General features: G+C 62.4%; 14 protein-coding genes. 2 read left to right on the top strand and 12 right to left on the bottom strand.

All coding sequences use genetic code 11. The features are described 5' to 3' along the window. Nucleotides 1–238: 238 nt before the first annotated feature. The 6 genes from N8H74_RS11255 to arcD (N8H74_RS11280) all read right to left on the bottom strand — a co-directional run bounded on the left by N8H74_RS11255 (nt 239) and on the right by arcD (N8H74_RS11280) (nt 7,292). Nucleotides 239–1,747: a sigma-54-dependent transcriptional regulator gene (locus N8H74_RS11255; protein WP_217832851.1), complete on the bottom strand. Its 1,509-nt coding sequence runs from the start codon at nt 1,745–1,747 to the stop codon at nt 239–241. Between the two features lie 250 nt (nt 1,748–1,997). Continuing rightward, complete coding sequence (locus tag N8H74_RS11260) at nt 1,998–2,360, bottom strand: DUF5064 family protein (protein ID WP_217832852.1); 363 nt, start codon at nt 2,358–2,360, stop codon at nt 1,998–2,000. Between the two features lie 62 nt (nt 2,361–2,422). After that, a complete protein-coding gene (gene arcC, locus N8H74_RS11265) occupies nt 2,423–3,352 on the bottom strand; it encodes a carbamate kinase (protein ID WP_217832853.1) in 930 nt (309 codons plus the stop codon). 141 nt (nt 3,353–3,493) lie between these two features. After that, nucleotides 3,494–4,504: an ornithine carbamoyltransferase gene (locus N8H74_RS11270; RefSeq protein WP_217832854.1), complete on the bottom strand. Its 1,011-nt coding sequence runs from the start codon at nt 4,502–4,504 to the stop codon at nt 3,494–3,496. A gap of 69 nt (nt 4,505–4,573) precedes the next feature. Further along, complete coding sequence (arcA, locus tag N8H74_RS11275) at nt 4,574–5,830, bottom strand: arginine deiminase (protein ID WP_217832855.1); 1,257 nt, start codon at nt 5,828–5,830, stop codon at nt 4,574–4,576. Nucleotides 5,831–5,864: 34 nt separating this feature from the next. After that, nucleotides 5,865–7,292 carry an arginine-ornithine antiporter gene (gene arcD, locus N8H74_RS11280; protein ID WP_262147567.1) on the bottom strand — a complete coding sequence of 476 codons (1,428 nt, stop codon included), beginning with the start codon at nt 7,290–7,292 and terminating at the stop codon, nt 5,865–5,867. A 449-nt stretch (nt 7,293–7,741) separates the two neighbouring features. On the opposite strand from arcD (N8H74_RS11280), the gene arcD (N8H74_RS11285) reads away from it, so the two are divergent. Further along, entirely contained in the window at nt 7,742–9,169 is a 1,428-nt protein-coding gene (arcD, locus tag N8H74_RS11285) for an arginine-ornithine antiporter (RefSeq protein ID WP_262147569.1), read from the top strand. Continuing rightward, a complete protein-coding gene (locus tag N8H74_RS11290) occupies nt 9,166–10,029 on the top strand; it encodes a DNA-3-methyladenine glycosylase (protein WP_262147571.1) in 864 nt (287 codons plus the stop codon). Before arcD (N8H74_RS11285) ends, N8H74_RS11290 begins: the two co-directional genes overlap by 4 nt. A 12-nt stretch (nt 10,030–10,041) precedes the next feature. On the opposite strand, the gene N8H74_RS11295 is transcribed toward N8H74_RS11290, so the two are convergent. From N8H74_RS11295 to N8H74_RS11320, 6 genes are all read right to left on the bottom strand, one after another. Then, nucleotides 10,042–11,391, bottom strand: coding sequence for a CoA transferase (locus tag N8H74_RS11295; protein WP_262147573.1), 1,350 nt, complete (start codon nt 11,389–11,391; stop codon nt 10,042–10,044). Nucleotides 11,392–11,429: 38 nt separating this feature from the next. Then, nucleotides 11,430–13,568: a methyl-accepting chemotaxis protein gene (locus N8H74_RS11300; protein WP_217832860.1), complete on the bottom strand. Its 2,139-nt coding sequence runs from the start codon at nt 13,566–13,568 to the stop codon at nt 11,430–11,432. 213 nt (nt 13,569–13,781) lie between these two features. Further along, on the bottom strand, nt 13,782–14,177 hold the full coding sequence (locus N8H74_RS11305) for a YbaN family protein (RefSeq protein ID WP_217832861.1): 396 nt from the start codon (nt 14,175–14,177) through the stop codon (nt 13,782–13,784). 161 nt (nt 14,178–14,338) lie between these two features. Beyond that, entirely contained in the window at nt 14,339–14,935 is a 597-nt protein-coding gene (locus N8H74_RS11310; protein WP_262147576.1) for a biliverdin-producing heme oxygenase, read from the bottom strand. Nucleotides 14,936–15,046: 111 nt separating this feature from the next. Beyond that, entirely contained in the window at nt 15,047–17,632 is a 2,586-nt protein-coding gene (locus tag N8H74_RS11315; RefSeq protein ID WP_262147578.1) for a TonB-dependent receptor, read from the bottom strand. A 122-nt stretch (nt 17,633–17,754) separates the two neighbouring features. Next, entirely contained in the window at nt 17,755–18,720 is a 966-nt protein-coding gene (locus N8H74_RS11320) for a FecR domain-containing protein (protein WP_217832864.1), read from the bottom strand. Nucleotides 18,721–18,810: the final 90 nt, after the last annotated feature.

An 18,810-nucleotide genomic window follows, 5' to 3' on the forward strand; every position in this document is an offset into this window, starting at 1 on the left:
GCTACAGCGTAGGGCGAGGAGAAAAGCTGAACCGGATCAAAGCCTTGCAAAGTGGTGATCACAGAGGGGTGTAGCGATATCGTTCCGCTGTAGCGCTTTCAGTACAGATGGAGGTCGCTTTTGGCGCAAGCTCCGTAAGAGCAGGCTTGCCCCCGAAGGCGTCGGATCGGATGTAGCGCTTTTTGCGCGCAAGCCCACGCCCGCAAAGATCTTCAGTGACGGCAAGGTTCAGGTTGTTTCAGGTCTTGTTGGGAATGCCGTACTTGCGCAGTCGATGGGCGATGGCGGTGTGGGAGGTCTGCAGGCGGCTGGCGAGCTGGCGGGTCGAGGGGTAGCTGGCATAGAGCTTTTCCAGCAGGGATTTCTCGAAACCTTCCACGGCCTGTTCGAGGCTGTCGACGTCGGTGTCGGTCTGCCGCGCCACCGAGGTGCCGGCGATGTCGAGGTCGCCGATGTCCACCAGGCTGCTTTCGCAGATCGCCGCTGCGCGGAAGATCACGTTCTGCAACTGTCGCACGTTACCCGGCCAGCGGTTGCCGAGCAGCGCCGGATACGTGCCGGGGGCCAGGCGGCAGACCGGGCGCTGGATCTGCGCGCAGGCCTGCTGCATGAAATAACGGGCCAGCAGCAGGATGTCCTGGCCGCGTTCGCGCAACGGCGGGACTTCGACATTGAGTACGTTGAGGCGGTAGAACAGGTCTTCGCGGAACAACCCTTCGCTGACCATCTTTTCCAGGTCGCGGTGGGTGGCGCTGAGGATTCGCACGTTGACCTTCACTTCACGATCGCCCCCGACCCGGCGGAAGCTGCCGTCGTTGAGAAACCGCAGCAACTTGGCCTGCAGGTACGGCGACATCTCGCCGATTTCGTCGAGAAACACCGTGCCCTGGTTAGCCAGCTCCATCAGCCCCGGTTTGCCGCCGCGCTGGGCGCCGGTGAAGGCGCCGGGGGCGTAGCCGAACAGTTCGCTTTCGGCGAGGTTCTCCGGCAGGGCCGCGCAGTTCAGCGCGAGGAACGGCGCGTTGTGCCGTGCGCTGATGGCGTGACAGGCGCGGGCCACCAGTTCTTTGCCGGTGCCGGTTTCGCCCTGGATCAACAGCGGCGCATCGAGTGCCGCCACACGCTGCGCGCGGGCCTTGAGGGTGCGGATCGGCGGTGACTCGCCGAGCAGTGCATCGAAGCCTTCGGCGTGGTCGTGGTGCAACGCCGAGAGTTGTTCGCCGATGCGGTTCGGTTGGTAGAGGGTGAGCAGGGCGCCGGCGTCGGTGATCGGTGTGGCGTCCAGCAGCAGCGTCTGGCCGTTGACGGTGATTTCCCGCAGCGGCAGGCGAAAGCCCTGTTCGAGCAGGGTTTCCAGCAGGGCCGGGTCGTTGAACAGTTCAGCGACACTTTCACCCGCCGGCTCACGGCCGTACAAGGCGATCAGCGCCGGGTTGGCCAGCAGCACCTTGCCCGCGCTGTCGAGGGCCAGCACCGGGTCGGTCATCGCCGCGAGCAAGGCATCGAGCTGCAAGTGCCGACGCTGGCCGGGCAGGATGTCGACCACCACCACGGCCTCGACGCCGCGCACGCGGAACAGCGCGTCTTTCAGCTCCTCAAGTACTTGCGGGCTCAGGGTCGGGGCGTCGATGTAGACGTTCGGCGGCACCATCTCCACCGCATCCAGATTGAGGTTGCGCCCACCGAGCAAGGCCAGGACTTCCTGGGTGATGCCGACGCGGTCGATGAAGCTGACGTGGATACGCATGGGGCGATTCAGTGTTCTGGGATGCGGAGGGGGGCAAGTATGCCTTGAGCAGCATCAAAAGCCACCCCTCACCCCAGCCCTCTCCCAGGGGGAGAAGGAGCCGATTGTGGGATGCTCGGGAGATACGCCGACCTGAAAATACTGCTGTGAATCCATAATCGACTCAGGTGTTCAGGTCGATGTCTGCCGTTCGACAACTCGGTCAGTCCCCTCTCCCCCGGAGAGGATTAGGGTGAGGGGCCTTCGGGGTTTATTCGAAATGCTCGGGATTCACCGGCTCCCCGGACTTCATGTTCAGTTGCACCCGGATGTCCTCGAACATGGCGTCGTAATGCTTGTGGGTCGACTGGATACTGCTCAAGGCCTTGGGGATGCCGTATTTTTCGGCAATCTGCGTCACGTTTCGGGCAAAGTTGTAGGCCTCTTCCTTGGGCAGAAAGAACGGCTCGTCCACCGCTTTGCCCTGGATCGTGCCGTGCATCCGGAACTGCATCCCTTTGCCTTTCTGCGGGTCCTGCGCCACTTCATAAGTCAGGCAAATGTCGTAGTTGACATCACCTTTGGTCAGCGCGTGTCGCTCGATGTGCAAACGGCCGGGTTCGAACTGGGCCATGGTGTTCTCCTTTCAAGGCATGGGAGAAGGGCAGACCGCCGGCCTGCCCCCGGAGTTTCTTGTTATCGGTAAGTGATCCCCGGCGTAGCGGTGCTGACCCGCGTGCCGGCGCTGCCCTGGACGATGGCTTCGATATCCGCGAGCGAACCGATCACCGCGACCTTGCCAGTATGGCGCGCAAATTCGCTGGCTGCCTGCACCTTTGGCCCCATGGAGCCAGCGGCGAAGCCCAGGCGCTCCAATTCATCCGGGTGGGCCTGGGCAATGGCTTTCTGGGTCGGCTTGTTGAAGTCGATGTAGGCCGCGTTGACGTCGGTGGCGATCACCAGCAAGTCGGCTTCCAGTTGTTCGGCCAGAAGCGCCGAGCACAGGTCCTTGTCGATCACCGCCTCGATACCCTTGAGGTTGCGGTTCTCGTCATACATGGTCGGGATGCCGCCACCGCCGGCGCAGATCACGATGCTGCCCTTGTCCAGCAGCCACTTGATCGGGCGGATTTCGAAGATGCGTTTCGGCCGTGGGCTGGCGACCACGCGGCGGAACTTGTCGCCGTCGGGGGCAATCGCCCAGCCTTTTTCGGCGGCGAGTTTTTCCGCCTCGGCCTTGTCGTAGACCGGCCCGATCGGTTTGGTCGGGTTCTTGAAGGCGGGGTCCTGGGCGTCGACTTCGACCTGGGTCAGCAGGGTGGCGAACGGCACCTCGAAGTCCAGCAGGTTGCCCAGTTCCTGTTCGATGATGTAGCCGATCATGCCTTCGGTTTCGGCACCGAGCACGTCTAGCGGGTAAGGGGTGACGGAGGTGTAGGCCGCCGCCTGCAACGACAGCAGCCCGACCTGTGGGCCATTGCCGTGGGCGATGACCAGTTGATTGCCGGGATGGATCTTGGCGATCTGCTCGGTGGCGATACGGATGTTGGCGCGCTGATTGTCGGCGGTCATCGGTTCACCGCGACGGAGCAGGGCGTTACCGCCCAGAGCAACGACGATACGCATGATGCTGGTCCTTCTGAAAAAGGAAAGTACGGGCTCCCGGTCGACGGTGGGGGCGGGTGGGTTCGCGAAGGAAGCGTGTCAGGCAACATCGGTAGCGCCTGAAACACCGCATTCGCGAGCAAGCCCGCTCCCACTGGGGCTTTACAGGTCAGCCAGGGTCGAGACCAGGATTGCCTTGATGGTGTGCATGCGGTTTTCCGCTTGCTCGAAGGCGATGCAGGCTGGCGACTCGAACACGTCGTCGGTCACTTCGATGCCGTTGGCCAGGTGTGGATACTGCTCGGCGATCTGCTTGCCGACCTTGGTGTCGCTGTTGTGGAACGCCGGCAGGCAGTGCATGAACTTGGTGCGCGGGTTGCCCGAGGCTTTCATCAGCTCGGCGTTGACCTGATACGGCAGCAGTTGCTGGATGCGTTCGCCCCAGGCTTCGACCGGCTCGCCCATCGAGACCCAGACGTCGGTGTGGATGAAGTCCACGCCTTTGACCGCCGCTTTCGGGTCTTCGGTCAGGGTGATGCGCGCGCCGCTTTCTTCCGCGTACTTGTTGCAGCGTTCCACCAGATCGTCATGGGGCCACAGGGCTTTCGGTGCAGCGATGCGCACGTCCATGCCGAGTTTGGCGCCGATCAGCAGCAGTGAGTTGCCCATGTTGTTGCGCGCGTCGCCCAGGTAGGCGTAGCTGATTTCATGGATGGGCTTGTCGGCGTTTTCGCGCATGGTCAGCACGTCGGCGATCATTTGTGTCGGGTGATATTCATCGGTCAGGCCGTTGAACACCGGCACCCCGGCGAACTTCGCCAGCTCTTCGACGATTTCCTGCTTGAAGCCCCGGTACTCGATGGCGTCGTACATGCGCCCCAGCACGCGGGCGGTGTCCTTCATGCTTTCCTTGTGGCCGATCTGCGAAGAGTTCGGGTCGATGTAGGTGACGTTGGCGCCCTGGTCATAGGCGGCGACTTCGAAGGCACAGCGGGTACGGGTCGAGGTTTTTTCGAAGATCAGGGCGATGTTGTTGCCCTTCAGGTGTTGTTGCTCGGTGCCGGTGTATTTGGCGCGCTTGAGGTCGCGGGACAGGTCGAGCAGGTAACGCAGCTCGCGGGTGGAGTGGTGCTCCAGGCTCAGCAAGTTACGGTTGTGGATGTTGAAAGCCATGATGGATCTCCTTCGGTATCGGTTATCCCCCTGGCTGCACTCGGTCAGTGACAGCCAGGGCTCAGAGGTTTAGTAGTCGATCGGATCACGCACGATCGGGCAGGTCATGCAGTGGCCGCCGCCACGGCCACGGCCCAGTTCGCCAGCGCTGATGGTGATGACCTCGACCCCGGCCTTGCGCAGCAGGGTGTTGGTGTAGGTGTTGCGGTCGTAGCCGATGACCACGCCCGGTTCCACGGCCACCACGTTGTTACCGTCGTCCCATTGCTCGCGCTCGGCGGCGAAGCTGTTGCCACCGGTTTCCACCACGCGCAGGTTCGGCAGGTTGAGCGCCCCGGCCACCACTTCGAGGAAGGTCTTGTTCTCGCGTCGCACGTCCAGGCCGTAAGGCTTGCTTTCATCCTGACGGATGACGAACGGCACGATCTCCCTGACCACTTCCGGGAACACCGTGACCAGGTCGCGATCGCAGAAGCTGAACACGGTGTCCAGGTGCATCGCCGCACGGGATTTCGGCAGGCCGGCGACCACCACTTTTTCCACCGCGCCTTTGGCGAACAGTGACTGCGCCAGTTGCGCGATGGCCTGACGCGACGAGCGCTCGCCCATGCCGATCAACACCACGCCATTGCCGATCGGCATCACGTCGCCGCCCTCAAGGGTGGCTTTGCCGTGGTCTTTGTCCGGGTCGCCGTACCAGACTTCGAAGTCGGCGTTGGTGAACTCGGGGTGGAATTTGTAGATGGCGCTGGCCAGCAGGGTTTCCTGACGGCGCGCCGGCCAGTACATCGGGTTGAGGGTCACGCCGCCGTAGATCCAGCAGGTGGTGTCGCGGGTGAACTGGGTGTTGGGCAGCGGGTCGAGCAGGAAGCTCGAATGGCCCAGGTAGTCGCGGTACATCTTGATGACGTTGGAACCTTCGCTGTCGGGCAGGTCTTCACCGGACACGCCGCCGATCAGGAATTCGGCGAGCCGGCGTGGCTCCAGGCCTTCGAGCCAGCTGCGCACTTCGTTGGTCAGGCCGAGGCCTACGGTGTCAGCGGTGATCTTGCGATCGAGAATCCATTTCAGCGCTTCGGGGTTCTGCACGGTCTCGGTCAGCAGGTTGTGCATTTCCAGGACTTCGATGCCGCGCTCGCGCATCTTGGTGACAAAATCGAAGTGATCGCGCTTGGCCTGGTTGACCCAGATCACGTCGTCGAACAGCAGTTCATCGCAGTTGCTCGGGGTCAGCCGCTGATGGGCCAGGCCGGGGGAACAAACCATGACTTTGCGCAGTTTGCCGGCTTCGGAATGGACGCCGTACTTAACTTTTTCCGTGGTCATTACAGTGATCCTCCAGAGTGAAACAATCGGTGCATTACAGGGTCAGGAAGCCGTCGTACAGTCCGTAGGCTGCCACGATGGCGCCCACGACCACTGCGGCGAAAATCAGCTTCTCGACGTTGGTGAATACCGGTTTGTTGAGTTCCATCTTGGCCTTGGCGAACAGGATCGCGCCGGGCGCATAGAGCAGGGCCGAGAGCAGCAGGTACTTGGTGCCGCCGGCGTACAGCAACCAGATCGCGTAGATCAGGGCGACCGCGCCGATCAGCAGGTCCTTGCTGCGTTCGCTGGCCGCGCCTTCATAGCTTTCGCCGCGCACCGCCAGCAGCAGGGCATACGCCGCCGACCACAGGTAGGGCACCAGGATCATCGAGGTGGCGAGGTAGATCAGCGACAGGTAAGTGCTGGCTGAAAACAGGGTGATGACCAGGAACAGTTGCACCATGGCATTGGTCAGCCACAGGGCGTTGACCGGCACATGGTTGGTGTTCTCCTTGCGCAGGAACTCCGGCATGGTGTGGTCCTTGGCGGCGGCGAACATGATCTCCGCACACAGCAGCACCCACGACAGCAGTGCCCCGAGCAGCGAAATGATCAGGCCGACGCTGATCAGGATCGCGCCCCAGTGACCGACCACATGCTCGAGCACGGCGGCCATCGACGGGTTCTGCAGTTTCGCCAGTTCCGGCTGGGTCATGATGCCCAGCGACAGCACGTTCACCAGCACCAGAAACAGCAGCACGGTGATGAAGCCGATCACGGTGGCCTTACCGACGTCGGAGCGTTTTTCCGCCCGGGCCGAGAAAATGCTCGCGCCTTCAATGCCGATGAACACCCAGACGGTGACCAGCATCATCTTGCGCACCTGATTCATCACACTGCCCAGGTCCGGGTTTTTCACGCCCCAGATATCGGCGGTGAAGATCTCCAGTTTGAAAGCGAAGATCGCGATCAGCACGAACAGCAGCAGCGGCACGACCTTGGCGACGGTGGTCACCAGGTTGATGAACGCCGCCTCCTTGATCCCCCGCAGCACGAGGAAGTGCACGCCCCACAGCAGCAACGAGGCGCCGATGATCGCCGCGACGGTGTTCCCTTCGCCGAACACCGGAAAGAAGTAACCCAGGGTGCTGAACAGCAGAACGAAGTACCCCACGTTCCCCAGCCAGGCACTGATCCAGTAACCCCAGGCGGATGAGAAACCCATGTAATCGCCAAATCCGGCCTTGGCGTAGGCGTAAACACCACCGTCCAGGTCAGGTTTGCGATTGGCCAAGGTCTGGAAGACAAAAGCGAGGGTGAGCATGCCGACGGCGGTAATGGCCCACCCGATCAACACGGCGCCGACGTCCGCACTGGCGGCCATGTTTTGCGGTAATGAAAAGATCCCGCCACCGATCATCGAACCAACTACCAGCGCAACGAGTGCGCCGAGTTTTAGTTTTCCGGGGGATTCAGACATTGCATGACTCCAATGTAGGAGAAGAGAGACATCAGGTTAAGTCGACCTGTCGGTGAAACAGCTGACATGGATCAGTGCATCGCTACATTCCATTGTTGAATGAATGACTTATCTCTCGGGATCAGGCAAAAGCATACGACCGGAAAAGCCTGTTCCAGAGGCCTCTGGCTAGATCAAAAAGGAATTGCTCTCATTGCTTCGAATTTCAACTTAGATGGTTTTCGGGTTTTCGCAAATTTTCATCATCTGTTTTCGGAACAGATTCGATTTATTAGTGTCCCGGCTGGTAACTAGATGTTTCGTACTATGAGTTAGAGTGATCGGCTATATATAAAAAGCGAGAATTGGCGTTATCGAATAAACGTTATTACGCTTTATCCATTTAGTTAATGCCGGTTACATGACGGTTTTGCGGCAACCGCCGCCCTTGGGGAATGGGAGACGCTTCAATGTCGCAACCGACGCAAAAACTGCGCCTTGGGGCGCTGATCGCCCTGGTGGTCGGATCGATGATTGGCGGGGGGATTTTCTCGCTGCCGCAGAACATGGCGGCCCGCGCCGATGCCGGGGCGATCCTGATCGGCTGGGGCATCACCGCCATCGGCATGCTGACCCTCGCATTTGTCTTCCAGACTCTGGCCAACCGCAAGCCGGAGCTGGATTCCGGGGTGTACGCCTACGCCAAGGCCGGGTTCGGCGACTACATGGGCTTCTCCTCCGCCTGGGGTTACTGGATCAGCGCCTGGCTGGGCAACGTTGGCTATTTCGTGTTGCTGTTCAGCACGCTCGGGTATTTCTTCCCGGTGTTCGGCCAGGGCAACACACCGATTGCCATTGGCTGCGCCTCGCTGCTGCTGTGGGCCGTGCATTTCCTGGTGATGCGCGGGATCAAGGAGGCGACGTTCATCAACCAGGTGACCACCGTGGCCAAGATCATTCCGCTGATCATGTTCGTGGTGATTGCAGCGGTGGCGTTCAAGGCGGACGTGTTTACCCGAGACATCTGGGGCCGCAGCAACCCGAACTTCGGCGGGGTGATGGAGCAGGTGCGCAACATGATGCTGGTGACGGTGTTCGTGTTCATCGGCATCGAAGGCGCCAGCGTGTACTCGGCGCGGGCAGAGAAACGCAGCGACGTCGGGCGGGCCACGGTGATCGGTTTCATTGGCGTGCTGGCGTTGCTGGTGCTGGTCAACGTGCTGTCGCTGGGGATCATGAGCCAGCCGGAACTGGCGGATTTGCAGAACCCGTCACTGGCGGCGGTGCTGGAACACATCGTCGGGCCGTGGGGCGCGTTGTTGATCAGCATCGGTCTGGCGATATCGCTGCTCGGCGCGTTGTTGTCCTGGGCGCTGCTGTGCGCCGAAATCCTCTTCGCCACCGCCCGGGACAAGACCATGCCGGCGTTCCTGAAAAAGGAAAACGCCAACCATGTGCCGGTCAACGCGTTGTGGCTGACCAACCTGATGATTCAACTGTTCCTGCTGATCACGCTGTTTTCCGAGGGCACGTACACCAGTCTGATCTACCTCGCGTCATCGATGATTCTGGTGCCCTACCTGTGGTCGGCGGCCTACGCGGTGCTGCTGAGCGGACGCGGCGAAACCTACGAACACGCCTCGGCCGAGCGCACCAAGGATCTGCTGATCGGCGGCATCGCCCTGTGTTACGCGGTGTGGCTGTTGTATGCCGGCGGGGTCAAGTACCTGCTGCTGTCGGCGCTGCTCTACGCGCCGGGGGTGATTCTGTTCGCCAAGGCCAAGCATGAGCAGGGCGAGCCACTGTTCACCACCATCGAGAAGGGCATTTTCACCTGCGTGATCGCCGGGGCAGGACTCGCGGCGTACGGGCTGTACAGCGGTTTGCTGTCGCTGTGAGGTTGCGACTCGAATATCAGCCGCCCTATGACTGGCCGGCGATGCTCGGTTTTCTGGCGGCGCGGGCGGTGACCGGGATGGAGACGGTGGTCGATGGCGTGTATTCGCGCAGCATCGGTTTGAACGGGGTGCATGGTTGCGTTTCGCTGTGGCCGAGCGCCGAAGATGCGCTGGAGGTGGCGCTGGATTTTCCCGATGCGACGGCCGTGCCGGAGATTGTTGCGCGCTTGCGGCGGATGTTTGATCTGGACGCGGATTTGCCGATGATGCACGGGCATCTGGCGCGTGATCCGTTGCTGGCGCGGTTGATTGTCGAACGTCCGGGGCTGCGGGTGCCGGGGGCGTGGGACGGGCTGGAACTGGCGTTTCGCGCGGTGCTCGGGCAGCAGATTACGGTGGTGGCGGCGATTCGGCTGGCGGGGAAACTGGTGGCCGGGTATGGCGAGCCTTTGGCGTGTGCGGTGCCGGGGCTAACGCACGTTTTTCCTCGTGCAGAGGTGCTGGCGGTGGCTGATCTGGCGGCGCTGGGCATGCCGAAGAGTCGCGGGCGAACCTTGTCCGGCGTAGCACAGGCGTTGCTGGATGATCCGGCGTTGTTCGAGCCAGGGCGCGAGGAGGGGGTGGCGCGGCTGTTGGCGTTGCACGGGATTGGCGAGTGGACGGCGCAGTACATCGCCTTGCGCCAGTTGCGGGACATGGATGGCTTTCCCCATGGCGATGTCGGTTTGTTGCGAGCGCTGGAAGTGCTGGAGGGCGAGCGGCCGACGGCGCGGGACCTGGCGGCGCGAGCTGAGGCCTGGCGGCCATTTCGCGGGTATGCGGCGCAGGTGTTGTGGGGGGCTTTGAGTCGTGGGGATTGAGGTGCACCACAGTCAAAACCACCGCGCCCGATGCGCCCCCAACTCCGTAGCCGGTAAAGCCCATTGCAATGGCGTTCCCTCTATCCGCAGGGGCACCTGCAACCGATGTGCCGGCCCCCACGGTGTCTGCTCCACCCGCAAGTCCTGATCCTGTTGAACCTCGGCACGCAACACCTCATTCGTCCCCGGCCCATGCTCGATCAGCAGCTTCGCCGTGCGCGCCAGTGACAACCGTGCCGAACCGCCCCGTCCACTGTGCAAGCGCTCGCTCAGCAACCGGATCGCACTCGCTGCCATCAAATACCCGGTGGCGTGATCCAGTGCCTGTACCGGCAGTGGCGTGGGCTTGTCGGCATGTTTCCAGCGCTGTCCGGCCTCGGCGATGCCGCTGCTCATCTGCACCAGACTGTCGAAGCCCCGGCGGTTCTGCCACGGGCCGCTCCAGCCGTAGGCATTCAGGCAGACGTCGATCAACCCCGGCGCCAGTTGTCGGCGGCGTTCGGCACCGAAGCCAAGGTGTTCCAGCGCATCGGCGCGATAGCCGTGGAGCAGGATGTCGGCGTCTTGCAGCAGCCCCTCGAACACCGCGCGATCCGCCGGATCCTGCAGATTGAGGCGGGCACAACGCTTGCCGAGGGTCATTTCCGACACCACGCCGGGTTCGTTCCAGGTCGGTGGATCGATGCGCAACACATGGGCGCCGAGGCCGGCGAGAAAGCGACTGGCGGTGGGGCCGGCGAGGACACGGGTCAGGTCGAGTACCTTGAGGCCGGCCAGCGGTTGCGCCATCGAGCCTTGCCACGCCTGGCGGTTTTCCTCCGGGTGATCGAGGAACTGAACCAGCGGCTCGGCATTCACCGCCAGCCCTTGCGGATGTTGCTGCCATTGCGCCCAGCTGCGCATTTCAGCGGCGCAGCCGTTGGCGTCGACCACCGCTTGTTCCAGATCGGCGCTGGACCATCGCGCGACTTTCTCTGTCATCGCCGCACGGTCGGCACAGGCACCCAGCACGCTTTCAGCGGCGGCGCGATGGTGCGGGGCGTTGGTGTGCAGACGAATCCAGCCATCCTTCGTCGGATAGTCACCGGCGACCGGATCCCACAGCGGCGGTACTTCCCAGCCGATCGGTCGCAGTGAGGCGGCAAACCAGAATGACGCGAGGCGGCGGTCAACTTCTACGCTGGGCAAGTCGCCGGTTTGCTGCTGGAGGAGTTCGGCGACGGCTTGCCCGGCAGCGGCAATGCTCGCACAGGCAAGGTCGGTGACGGCAAACACCGAGGGCAGAGCGCCTTCGCCGGTCAACGGAATCGGTGTGTGGGACAAGCCGAGTGCGGCTTGAACGGACGTGAGCAGATCAGTCATCGCAGGCCCTCCGGAAGAGGGCCTGATCATAAATCAAATCAGACGCGGAACTGATCCATCAACTTCATCTGCTGGCTCGCCAGGGCATTGAGCTGGCTGCTGATCGCCGCCGATTCGGTGGCCTGTTCGGTCAGGGTTTCGGTCACGGTGCGGATCGCCGAGACGTTGCGGTTGACCTCTTCGGCCACCGCGCTCTGCTGTTCGGCGGCGCTGGCGATTTGCAGGTTCATGTCGCTGATGACCGTCACCGCGTCGCTGATCTTGCCCAGGGCGTCCACGGCCTGGCGGATCTGCCCGGCATTGTTGTGGGCCTGGGTCTGGCTCGAGTGCATGGTCGCGACCACGCCACGGGTGCCGGTCTGGATGCGCTCGATCACCAGGCGGATTTCCTCCACCGAATCCTGGGTGCGCTTGGCCAGGTTGCGCACTTCGTCGGCGACCACCGCAAAACCGCGTCCGCTCTCGCCGGCGCGGGCCGCTTCGATCGCCGCGTTGAGGGCGAGCAGGTTGGTCTGCTCGGCGATGCTGCGGATCACCTCCAGCACCGAACCGATCTGCTCGCTGTTGACCGCCAGCGCTTCGACTTCGGCCACCGCTTTGCTGACCTCGTCGGCCAGTTGATTGATGTCGCGGGTGCTGCGTTCGATGATCGACATGCCGTCCTTCGCCGATTGGTCGGCGCCTTTTGCCGCGTTGGCGGCGTTCGAGGCGCTGTTGGCGACGTCGTGGGCGGTGGCGCTCATTTCGTTGGACGCGGTGGCGACCTGATCGATTTCGCGGAACTGCACCTGCATGCCTTCACTGGTCTGGCGGGCGATTTCCGAAGACTGGTCGGCGGTGCCTCGAGCTTCGGTGATGCTCTGCTTGATCTGCGCGATGGTCGGTTGCAGCTTGTCGAGGAAGCGGTTGAACCAGTTCACCAGCTCGCCCAGCTCATCCTTCTTGCTGTAGTGCAGACGCTGGGTCAGGTCGCCTTCACCGCTGGCGATGTTTTTCAGCATCTCGGCGACGCTGTTGATCGGCCGGGTGACGCCCGATGCGGTCAGCCAGATCAGCAGCAGCCCCACCAGGCCCGCGACTACCGCCACCAGCAATGCGGTGAGCGTGCCGGTTCGCTGGGCGTCGTCGAGCACGGCTTGCAGCTTGACCGAATCGGCCAGCAGCACTTGCTTGGGCAGGTCGATGACCACCGCCCAAGCCTTGGAATCGGCAATCGGATTGACCGGGTACACCGCGCGGATCAAATCGCCCTGTTCGAGGATCTTCGGTGCGCCGGCACCGAGCAGTTGCAGGATGTCCTTGCCTTCGGCGCCGAGGGTTTCGCCGATGCTTTTGCCGACCTTGCTCGCGTCGTTGCTGTAAGCGCCCAGCACGCCGCTGCCGGAGACGATCAGCATGTGCCCGGCGCTGTTGAACAGCTCACGCTGGGAGTCCACCGCCGCCGCTTGCAGGGCGTCCAGGGCGATGTCGATACCGACCACGCCGATCGCCTTGCCGTCCACCAGCAGCGGTACGGAAATCGTGGTCATGAGCATTTCCTTGCCGCCGACGGTATCGGCATACGGGTCGAGCAGGCAGGTGCGCTTGTTGTCGCGCGGGCAGGTGTACCAGCTGTTGTAGGGCGTGCCGCTGAGGCTCAGGGTGGTCTTGGTCATGTCGTCTTCGACCATGATCGTGTTCAGCGCGGCCCCGGCGGCACGGCTCCAGTACGTGGCGAAGCGCCCGGCCTCATTGGACTGGCGGGCGGCGTCGTTGACGAATTCGCTGTCTTTGCCATCGAGGCCGTTGGGTTCGAACGCCAGCCACACGCCGAGCACTTTGCCGTTGCGCTCGAACGCGGTTTTCACGCTCTGGTTCAGCTCCTCGCGCAGGGCTCCGGCGTCCAGCGAACGCTTGGCGGCCATCACCCGCATGTCCTTGATCTGATCGGCCAGGGCGGTGATCACCGTCAGGCTTTCGCCAAAGGTTTTCTGCACCCGCACGGCCTGCTCGCCAGCCTTGGCCTGCAACAGATTCTGCACACTGGCGGTGAGCATCTTGCTGCTGGAGTCGTTGACCAGTTCGTCGTTCTGGTTGGTCTGGTAGATGTTGATGCCGACAATCAGCGCAACCACGCCGAGCAGACACAGGCCGGACAGCAGGACGATTTTCAGGCGAATGGAAAGAGAGTCGAACATGGGGCGATCTCGCGAATGGAATGTACGGTTGGCCACGGGGCGGACTCACCCGGTTCGCCAAATCCATTCAGCGCCATGTTTTGCTCATCGGCGCATAACGAGGGCGCATGAATGGCCTGCCGACGAACGGTCATGGCTAAACGTTTGCGCAGGAAAATGTGCTGAAAAGGCACTTAATTACAGTGAAGTTTCACGGCTGTTGCAGGGGGGGGATCAGACAGGATCAGGCAGGGATTCGGGGCGCGACCAGATCCACAGGTTGCCCAGGCTCATGCCGGCGATTGCCAGGTAGATTGGCCAGCCGTGATCGAGCATTACCAGCATCAGGGTGGCGCACAGCAACATGCTGACCGTGGCGCTGACCTTGGCCTTGCGGGCGATGATCTTGCCGTTGCGCCAATTGCTCAGGATCGGCCCGAACAACCGATGGTTTTCCAGCCAGGCACTCAGGCGCGGCGAGCTGCGCGTCGCGGCCCAGGCAGCGAGCAGAATGAACTCGGTGGTCGGCAGGCCGGGCACGACAATGGCGATCAGGCCGATGCCGAGGCTGACGTAGGCCAGCAGGCCGAACAGCACACGGGCGAGTTTTGAGGAGGCGGGTTGCGGCATGGACTCAGTGGGAGACTTCTGAAGCGGGAACGGGATCTTACAGGCTTACGCAATTCCCTGTGGGAGCGGGCTTGCTCGCGAAGAGGCCGTGTCAGCCGCCGACTGTGTTGACTGACACAGCGCATTCGCGGGCAAGCCCGTTCCCACAAGGGGAGAGCGGGTCAGGCCGGTTCGGCTTCGGTCGAGTAGGCCTGCTCCAGCAGCACGGTGAAGCGGTTGAAGGCATCGAGGGCGCCTTGCTCGGCTTCGGCTTCTTCCTCGGCCGTGAACTGCAGCGAGTCCAGGGTTTTGACGAAGCGCTTCCAGCCTTCGGCGCGACCACCTTCCGGCTCGCCGAGGTGACGGGCGCCGAAGGTTTCGCTCAGTTCCAGCGCAACAGCGCGTTTGATCAGGAACGCGGCGCCGAGCTTCGAGCCTTCGGAGACGAAGATCCAGCCCAGGGCGCGGGCCTTGCTCGGGTTCTTCACCGCGCCGGCCACCGGGGCCGGGATTTCAGTGTCCAGGTCCGCCAGGTCAGCCTTGGCCGCTTCGGCGCGGCAACGGGCTGGCAGGTCAGGCACGATGGCGGTCAGTTCGGCATCGTTGTACAGGTCGACCAGCTCCGACTGGAACAGGTACTGCGCAACCACGAAGCGGGCGAAACTGGCGCGGGTCTCGAACGGCGCATGGGCCTTGACCAGTGCATCGAGCTTGCTGTGCGGTTCGTGGGTGATCTGGTTCAGGCGTTGCGAACGCAGGGATTTTTCCGGGGCAGTCATGAGATGTCCTTGAAAAGAATTGGCACTTGATAACGAGACGAACGGGCCAGTGCCGGACAGTAAAAAAACCTCACTGCGCGACGATGGTCACGCGCAGTGAGGCAGGCAGGATCAGATGTCCCAGATCAGGTTGACCGCGAAGTTGCGACCCGGTTGGGTCAGACGGTCGAGGTTGGCCGGGCTGAGTACCGCCGCTTCGCCGACGCTGTCGTAACCGCGCACGTCATCCCACAGCCAGTATTTCTTGTCGGTCAGGTTGTAGATGCCGCCGCTGACGGTGACGTCGTTGGTAACTTTGTAGAACCCGGTCAGGTCAAGAATGCCGAAGCCCGGCGACTTGAACTGGCTGCTGACACCGTCCGGCGACTTGAAGTTGCTGTCGTCGACGCGATCCTTCTTCTTCACTACGGTCCAGCTCAGCAGGCCGCCGTAGTTGTCCTGGTCGTAGCCGAGGCCGAACACCCCGGTCAGCGGGTTGACGCTGTTGAGCGGCTCACCGCTGTCGTCGTTGCGACCGTAGGCGTAGGCAATCGAACCCTGGGTGTACAGGCCTTGCGGCGCTCCGAATGTATCCAGGTTCAGGCGACCCTTGACCTCGGCACCCTTGATGGTGGCGTGCTTGATGTTGTTGGTCTGGAAGGTCAGCTCGCTGTAGCCGGGAGTGACAGCGTCTTCGTTGATGAAGTCGCGGTACTTGTTATAGAACACCGCCACATCGAACGAGCCGGACTCGAAGTTGCCGCGCAGGCCGGTTTCATAGCTTTTGCTTTTTTCCGGTTCCAGGTCCGGGTTCGGCGCCACGTTGTAGCCGGTGGTGCTGTTTTCGAAGCGACCGTACAGCGCTTTCGCGGTCGGGGTGCGGAAGCCTTCGGCGTACTGGCCGTACCAAGTGTAGTTCTCGCTCAGGGCGTAGGTCAGGCCGAATTTTGGCGAGACTTTGTGCCAGGTCTTGTTCTCGTCGCTGACGGTGCCCAGGCCATCGGCGGCCACGGTGTTGAGGAATTCCTGGGTGATGTGCGGCTTGAGTTGGGTGTAGTCGTAGCGCAGGCCCGGCAGGAAGGTCCAGTTGTTCCAGCTGATCTGATCCTGGGCGAACAGGCTGTAGGTGTTGATGGTCGGGTCCGGGAAGTCGCTGGACTTCTTCAACACGTCGGCCGCACTGGTGGCGCCGATGGCGGTGCAGCCACGACCGACCGCCAGGCACTTGCCGTCGCCGCTGCGCGAACCGGTGACTTCCTGCTGCTTGAGGGTGGTGCCGTAGGTCAGGACGTGATCGGTGGCGCCGATGCTGAAAGCCTTGTCCGCCTGCGCGTCGAAGATCCACTGCTTCTCTTCGTAAATCGTGTCGCGGGTGCGCAGCACTTTACGGGTGATCGGGTAGTAGAACTCGTCGGTGCTCTGGTCAGTCTTGGCGGTCTGGTGGTTGAGGCTCCACTTCACGTTGTCTGCCAGCAGGCTGTTCAGCTCGAAGCTGTGCTCCAGGCCGAAACGTTCACGGGTGATGGTGTCGTTGCCGGTGCGCCACTGGTACATGCCGCCGGGCAGCACGCTGTCCGGGATGGTCGGGGCGCCGTTGAAGTACGGGCCGCCGTAGGCGCTTTTCTGATCGGTGTCGCGATCATCCTTGTACTTTTCGTAGGTCAGGCCCAGGCGCGAGCCTTCGTTGTAGTTCCAGCCGATTTTCGCCAGCACGTTAGTCGCTTTCACGTCCTCCGGGTTGGCGGCGGTGCGCTCGAGGCCGGTGCCGTTGTTGCTGCCGTAAGAGTCGGTTTCATGGCCGTCACGCTGGCTGTAGTGCAACAGGCCGTCGAACTGCTCGGCGCGACCGGCGACGGTGGCGGACTTCAGCCAGCTCTCGTCGGCGGAGCTGTAGCCGGTTTTCAAACGGGCGCCGACGTCCTTGCCCGGTTTGATGATGTCATCCGGGTCGAGGGTGAAGTAGCTGACCGCGCCGCCGATGGCGTTGCTGCCGTACAGCACCGAGGCCGGGCCGCGAAGGATTTCCACGCGCTTGATGATTTCCGGGTCGACGTAGTTGCGCTGGGTCTTGGCGTAGGGGCCGTTGAAGAAGCCGTCTGGCACTTCGACGCCGTCGACCTGAGTCAGGATGCGGTCACCGTCGATGCCACGGATGTTGTAGCCGCTGATCCCGCCACGCTGACCGGCGCCGCCCACGGAGACGCCCGGCTCGTAGCGCACCAGATCCTTGATGGTGTTGACGTTGTTGCGATCGAGCTCTTCGCGGGTGTGTACGGTGACGGTGCTTGGCACGCTGTTCACCGACTGCTCCTGACGGGTGGCGCTGATGGTCACCTGATCGAGATTGAGCGCGCCGCTGGTGCTGCGTTTCTCCAGCACGACGTTGTTGTTGCCCAGTTTGCGGAAGCTCAGGTTGGTCCCCACCAACAGGCGCTCCAGGGCTTTTTCCGGTGGCAGCGAACCGCGCACGCCCGGCGACGACACGCCTTCACCCAGTTGCGCCGGCAAGCCGACCTGCCAGCCCGTGACGGCAGTGAAGGCATTGAGGGCCGACACCAGCGGCTGCTGGCCGATGGCGAACGAATAGTCGCCCATGTTGCGCGCCGGCTGCTCGCTGGCGGCCATCAGCGGCGCGGTGCCGGCCATCAGAATGGCAGCAGTCAGCAGCGACAGCACGCGGGAAGGGGAAGAAGTCTGGCGGGTAAGGCGTGAGGACATCAATAGCGCTCCGTGTCGCACGAATCTTTATAGGTGCTGATTGAGTTCGCGAGATGCGAATCAATTGCATTGGCTATAACGAGACGAACGAGCTTTCGCTATCGAGTAAAAATAATTCTCATTTAGTTCAAAATCACCAGCGCCGGGAATTCCTGGAGCTTGGCCGAGGTGATGTGGGCCAGAGAACGCACCACGTCCAGCGGCTGGTCGAGACGGTAATTGCCGGTGACGGCGACGTCGGCCAACTGCTCGTTGGTGTTGATGATCCAACCCGGATAGTAGCGACGCAGCTCCGCCAGCACCTGGCTCAGCGGGCAGTTTTCGAACACCAGCCGACCCTGCACCCAGGCCAGATCGGTGGCGGCGTCGACTTTCGCCGGACGGTCGAAACCGTTGGGGCCGATGCGGATGCTTTCCCCGGCGGACAGACGCACCCGGGCGTCGTCACGGGTAGCTTGCAGATCGACGTCGCCACGCTGCACGCGAACCTGCGCCACGCCGTCGAGGTAGCGCACGGCGAACGCGGTGTCGCGCACGCTGGCCTTGACCGGGCCGGCATCGATTTCCAACGGCTGGCCGCGATTGGCCGCGACCTCGAAAAACGCCTCGCCCTGATACAGGCGGGCCACGCGTTTTTGCTCGTTGATCGTGCTGGAGAACGCCGAATTGGTGTTGAGCAGAACCTTCGAGCCGTCCTCCAGTTGCAGGCGCTGGCGTTCGCCGACCACCGTCAGGTGATCGGCCTGCAAACGCATGGGCAGATTGCTGAAACTGAACAGACCGAGCACAAGAACGGCGGCGGTCGCCAGCGGTTTCCAGTGCGGACGCAGCCGGGTGAGGACGGTGACTTTTGCCGGTTTTGCCGCCAGGTGTTGCGCACATTCGGCGACTTGCGGGCCATCCCAGATCGCCTGGGCCTTGGCGAACGCCGCCGCATTCAACGGATCCGCTGCCAGCCAGGCATGAAATTGCCGGGTCTGCTCTTCATCCGGACTGCCGAGCACGATGAGCCAGTCCAGGGCCTGGTCCATTGCGCTTGCGGCATCCTGCGCCGATGAGGGCGAAGGCGAGCGGTGGGTGTCCGTCACGGTGTTTCCTCGGCAGTGTCTGTGCACGGCTGTTTTTTTAGTGAAGCGTAAAAGTCGGGCAAGGGTAACAAAGCCCGATGATCCGTGCAG

The organism is Pseudomonas sp. B2M1-30 (assembly GCF_025447575.1).
In the GTDB taxonomy this organism is placed as follows: domain Bacteria; phylum Pseudomonadota; class Gammaproteobacteria; order Pseudomonadales; family Pseudomonadaceae; genus Aquipseudomonas; species Aquipseudomonas botevensis.

Excerpts from the sequence above, each read along its gene's own strand:
- N8H74_RS11255 (WP_217832851.1), bottom strand. The coding sequence starts at position 1,747 with ATGCGTATCCACGTCAGCTTCATCGACCGCGTCGGCATCACCCAGGAA.
- N8H74_RS11260 (WP_217832852.1), bottom strand. The coding sequence starts at position 2,360 with ATGGCCCAGTTCGAACCCGGCCGTTTGCACATCGAGCGACACGCGCTG.
- arcC (WP_217832853.1), bottom strand. The coding sequence starts at position 3,352 with ATGCGTATCGTCGTTGCTCTGGGCGGTAACGCCCTGCTCCGTCGCGGT.
- N8H74_RS11270 (WP_217832854.1), bottom strand. The coding sequence starts at position 4,504 with ATGGCTTTCAACATCCACAACCGTAACTTGCTGAGCCTGGAGCACCAC.
- arcA (WP_217832855.1), bottom strand. The coding sequence starts at position 5,830 with ATGACCACGGAAAAAGTTAAGTACGGCGTCCATTCCGAAGCCGGCAAA.
- arcD (WP_262147567.1), bottom strand. The coding sequence starts at position 7,292 with ATGTCTGAATCCCCCGGAAAACTAAAACTCGGCGCACTCGTTGCGCTG.
- arcD (WP_262147569.1), top strand. The coding sequence starts at position 7,742 with ATGTCGCAACCGACGCAAAAACTGCGCCTTGGGGCGCTGATCGCCCTG.
- N8H74_RS11295 (WP_262147573.1), bottom strand. The coding sequence starts at position 11,391 with ATGACTGATCTGCTCACGTCCGTTCAAGCCGCACTCGGCTTGTCCCAC.
- N8H74_RS11300 (WP_217832860.1), bottom strand. The coding sequence starts at position 13,568 with ATGTTCGACTCTCTTTCCATTCGCCTGAAAATCGTCCTGCTGTCCGGC.
- N8H74_RS11305 (WP_217832861.1), bottom strand. The coding sequence starts at position 14,177 with ATGCCGCAACCCGCCTCCTCAAAACTCGCCCGTGTGCTGTTCGGCCTG.
- N8H74_RS11310 (WP_262147576.1), bottom strand. The coding sequence starts at position 14,935 with ATGACTGCCCCGGAAAAATCCCTGCGTTCGCAACGCCTGAACCAGATC.
- N8H74_RS11315 (WP_262147578.1), bottom strand. The coding sequence starts at position 17,632 with ATGTCCTCACGCCTTACCCGCCAGACTTCTTCCCCTTCCCGCGTGCTG.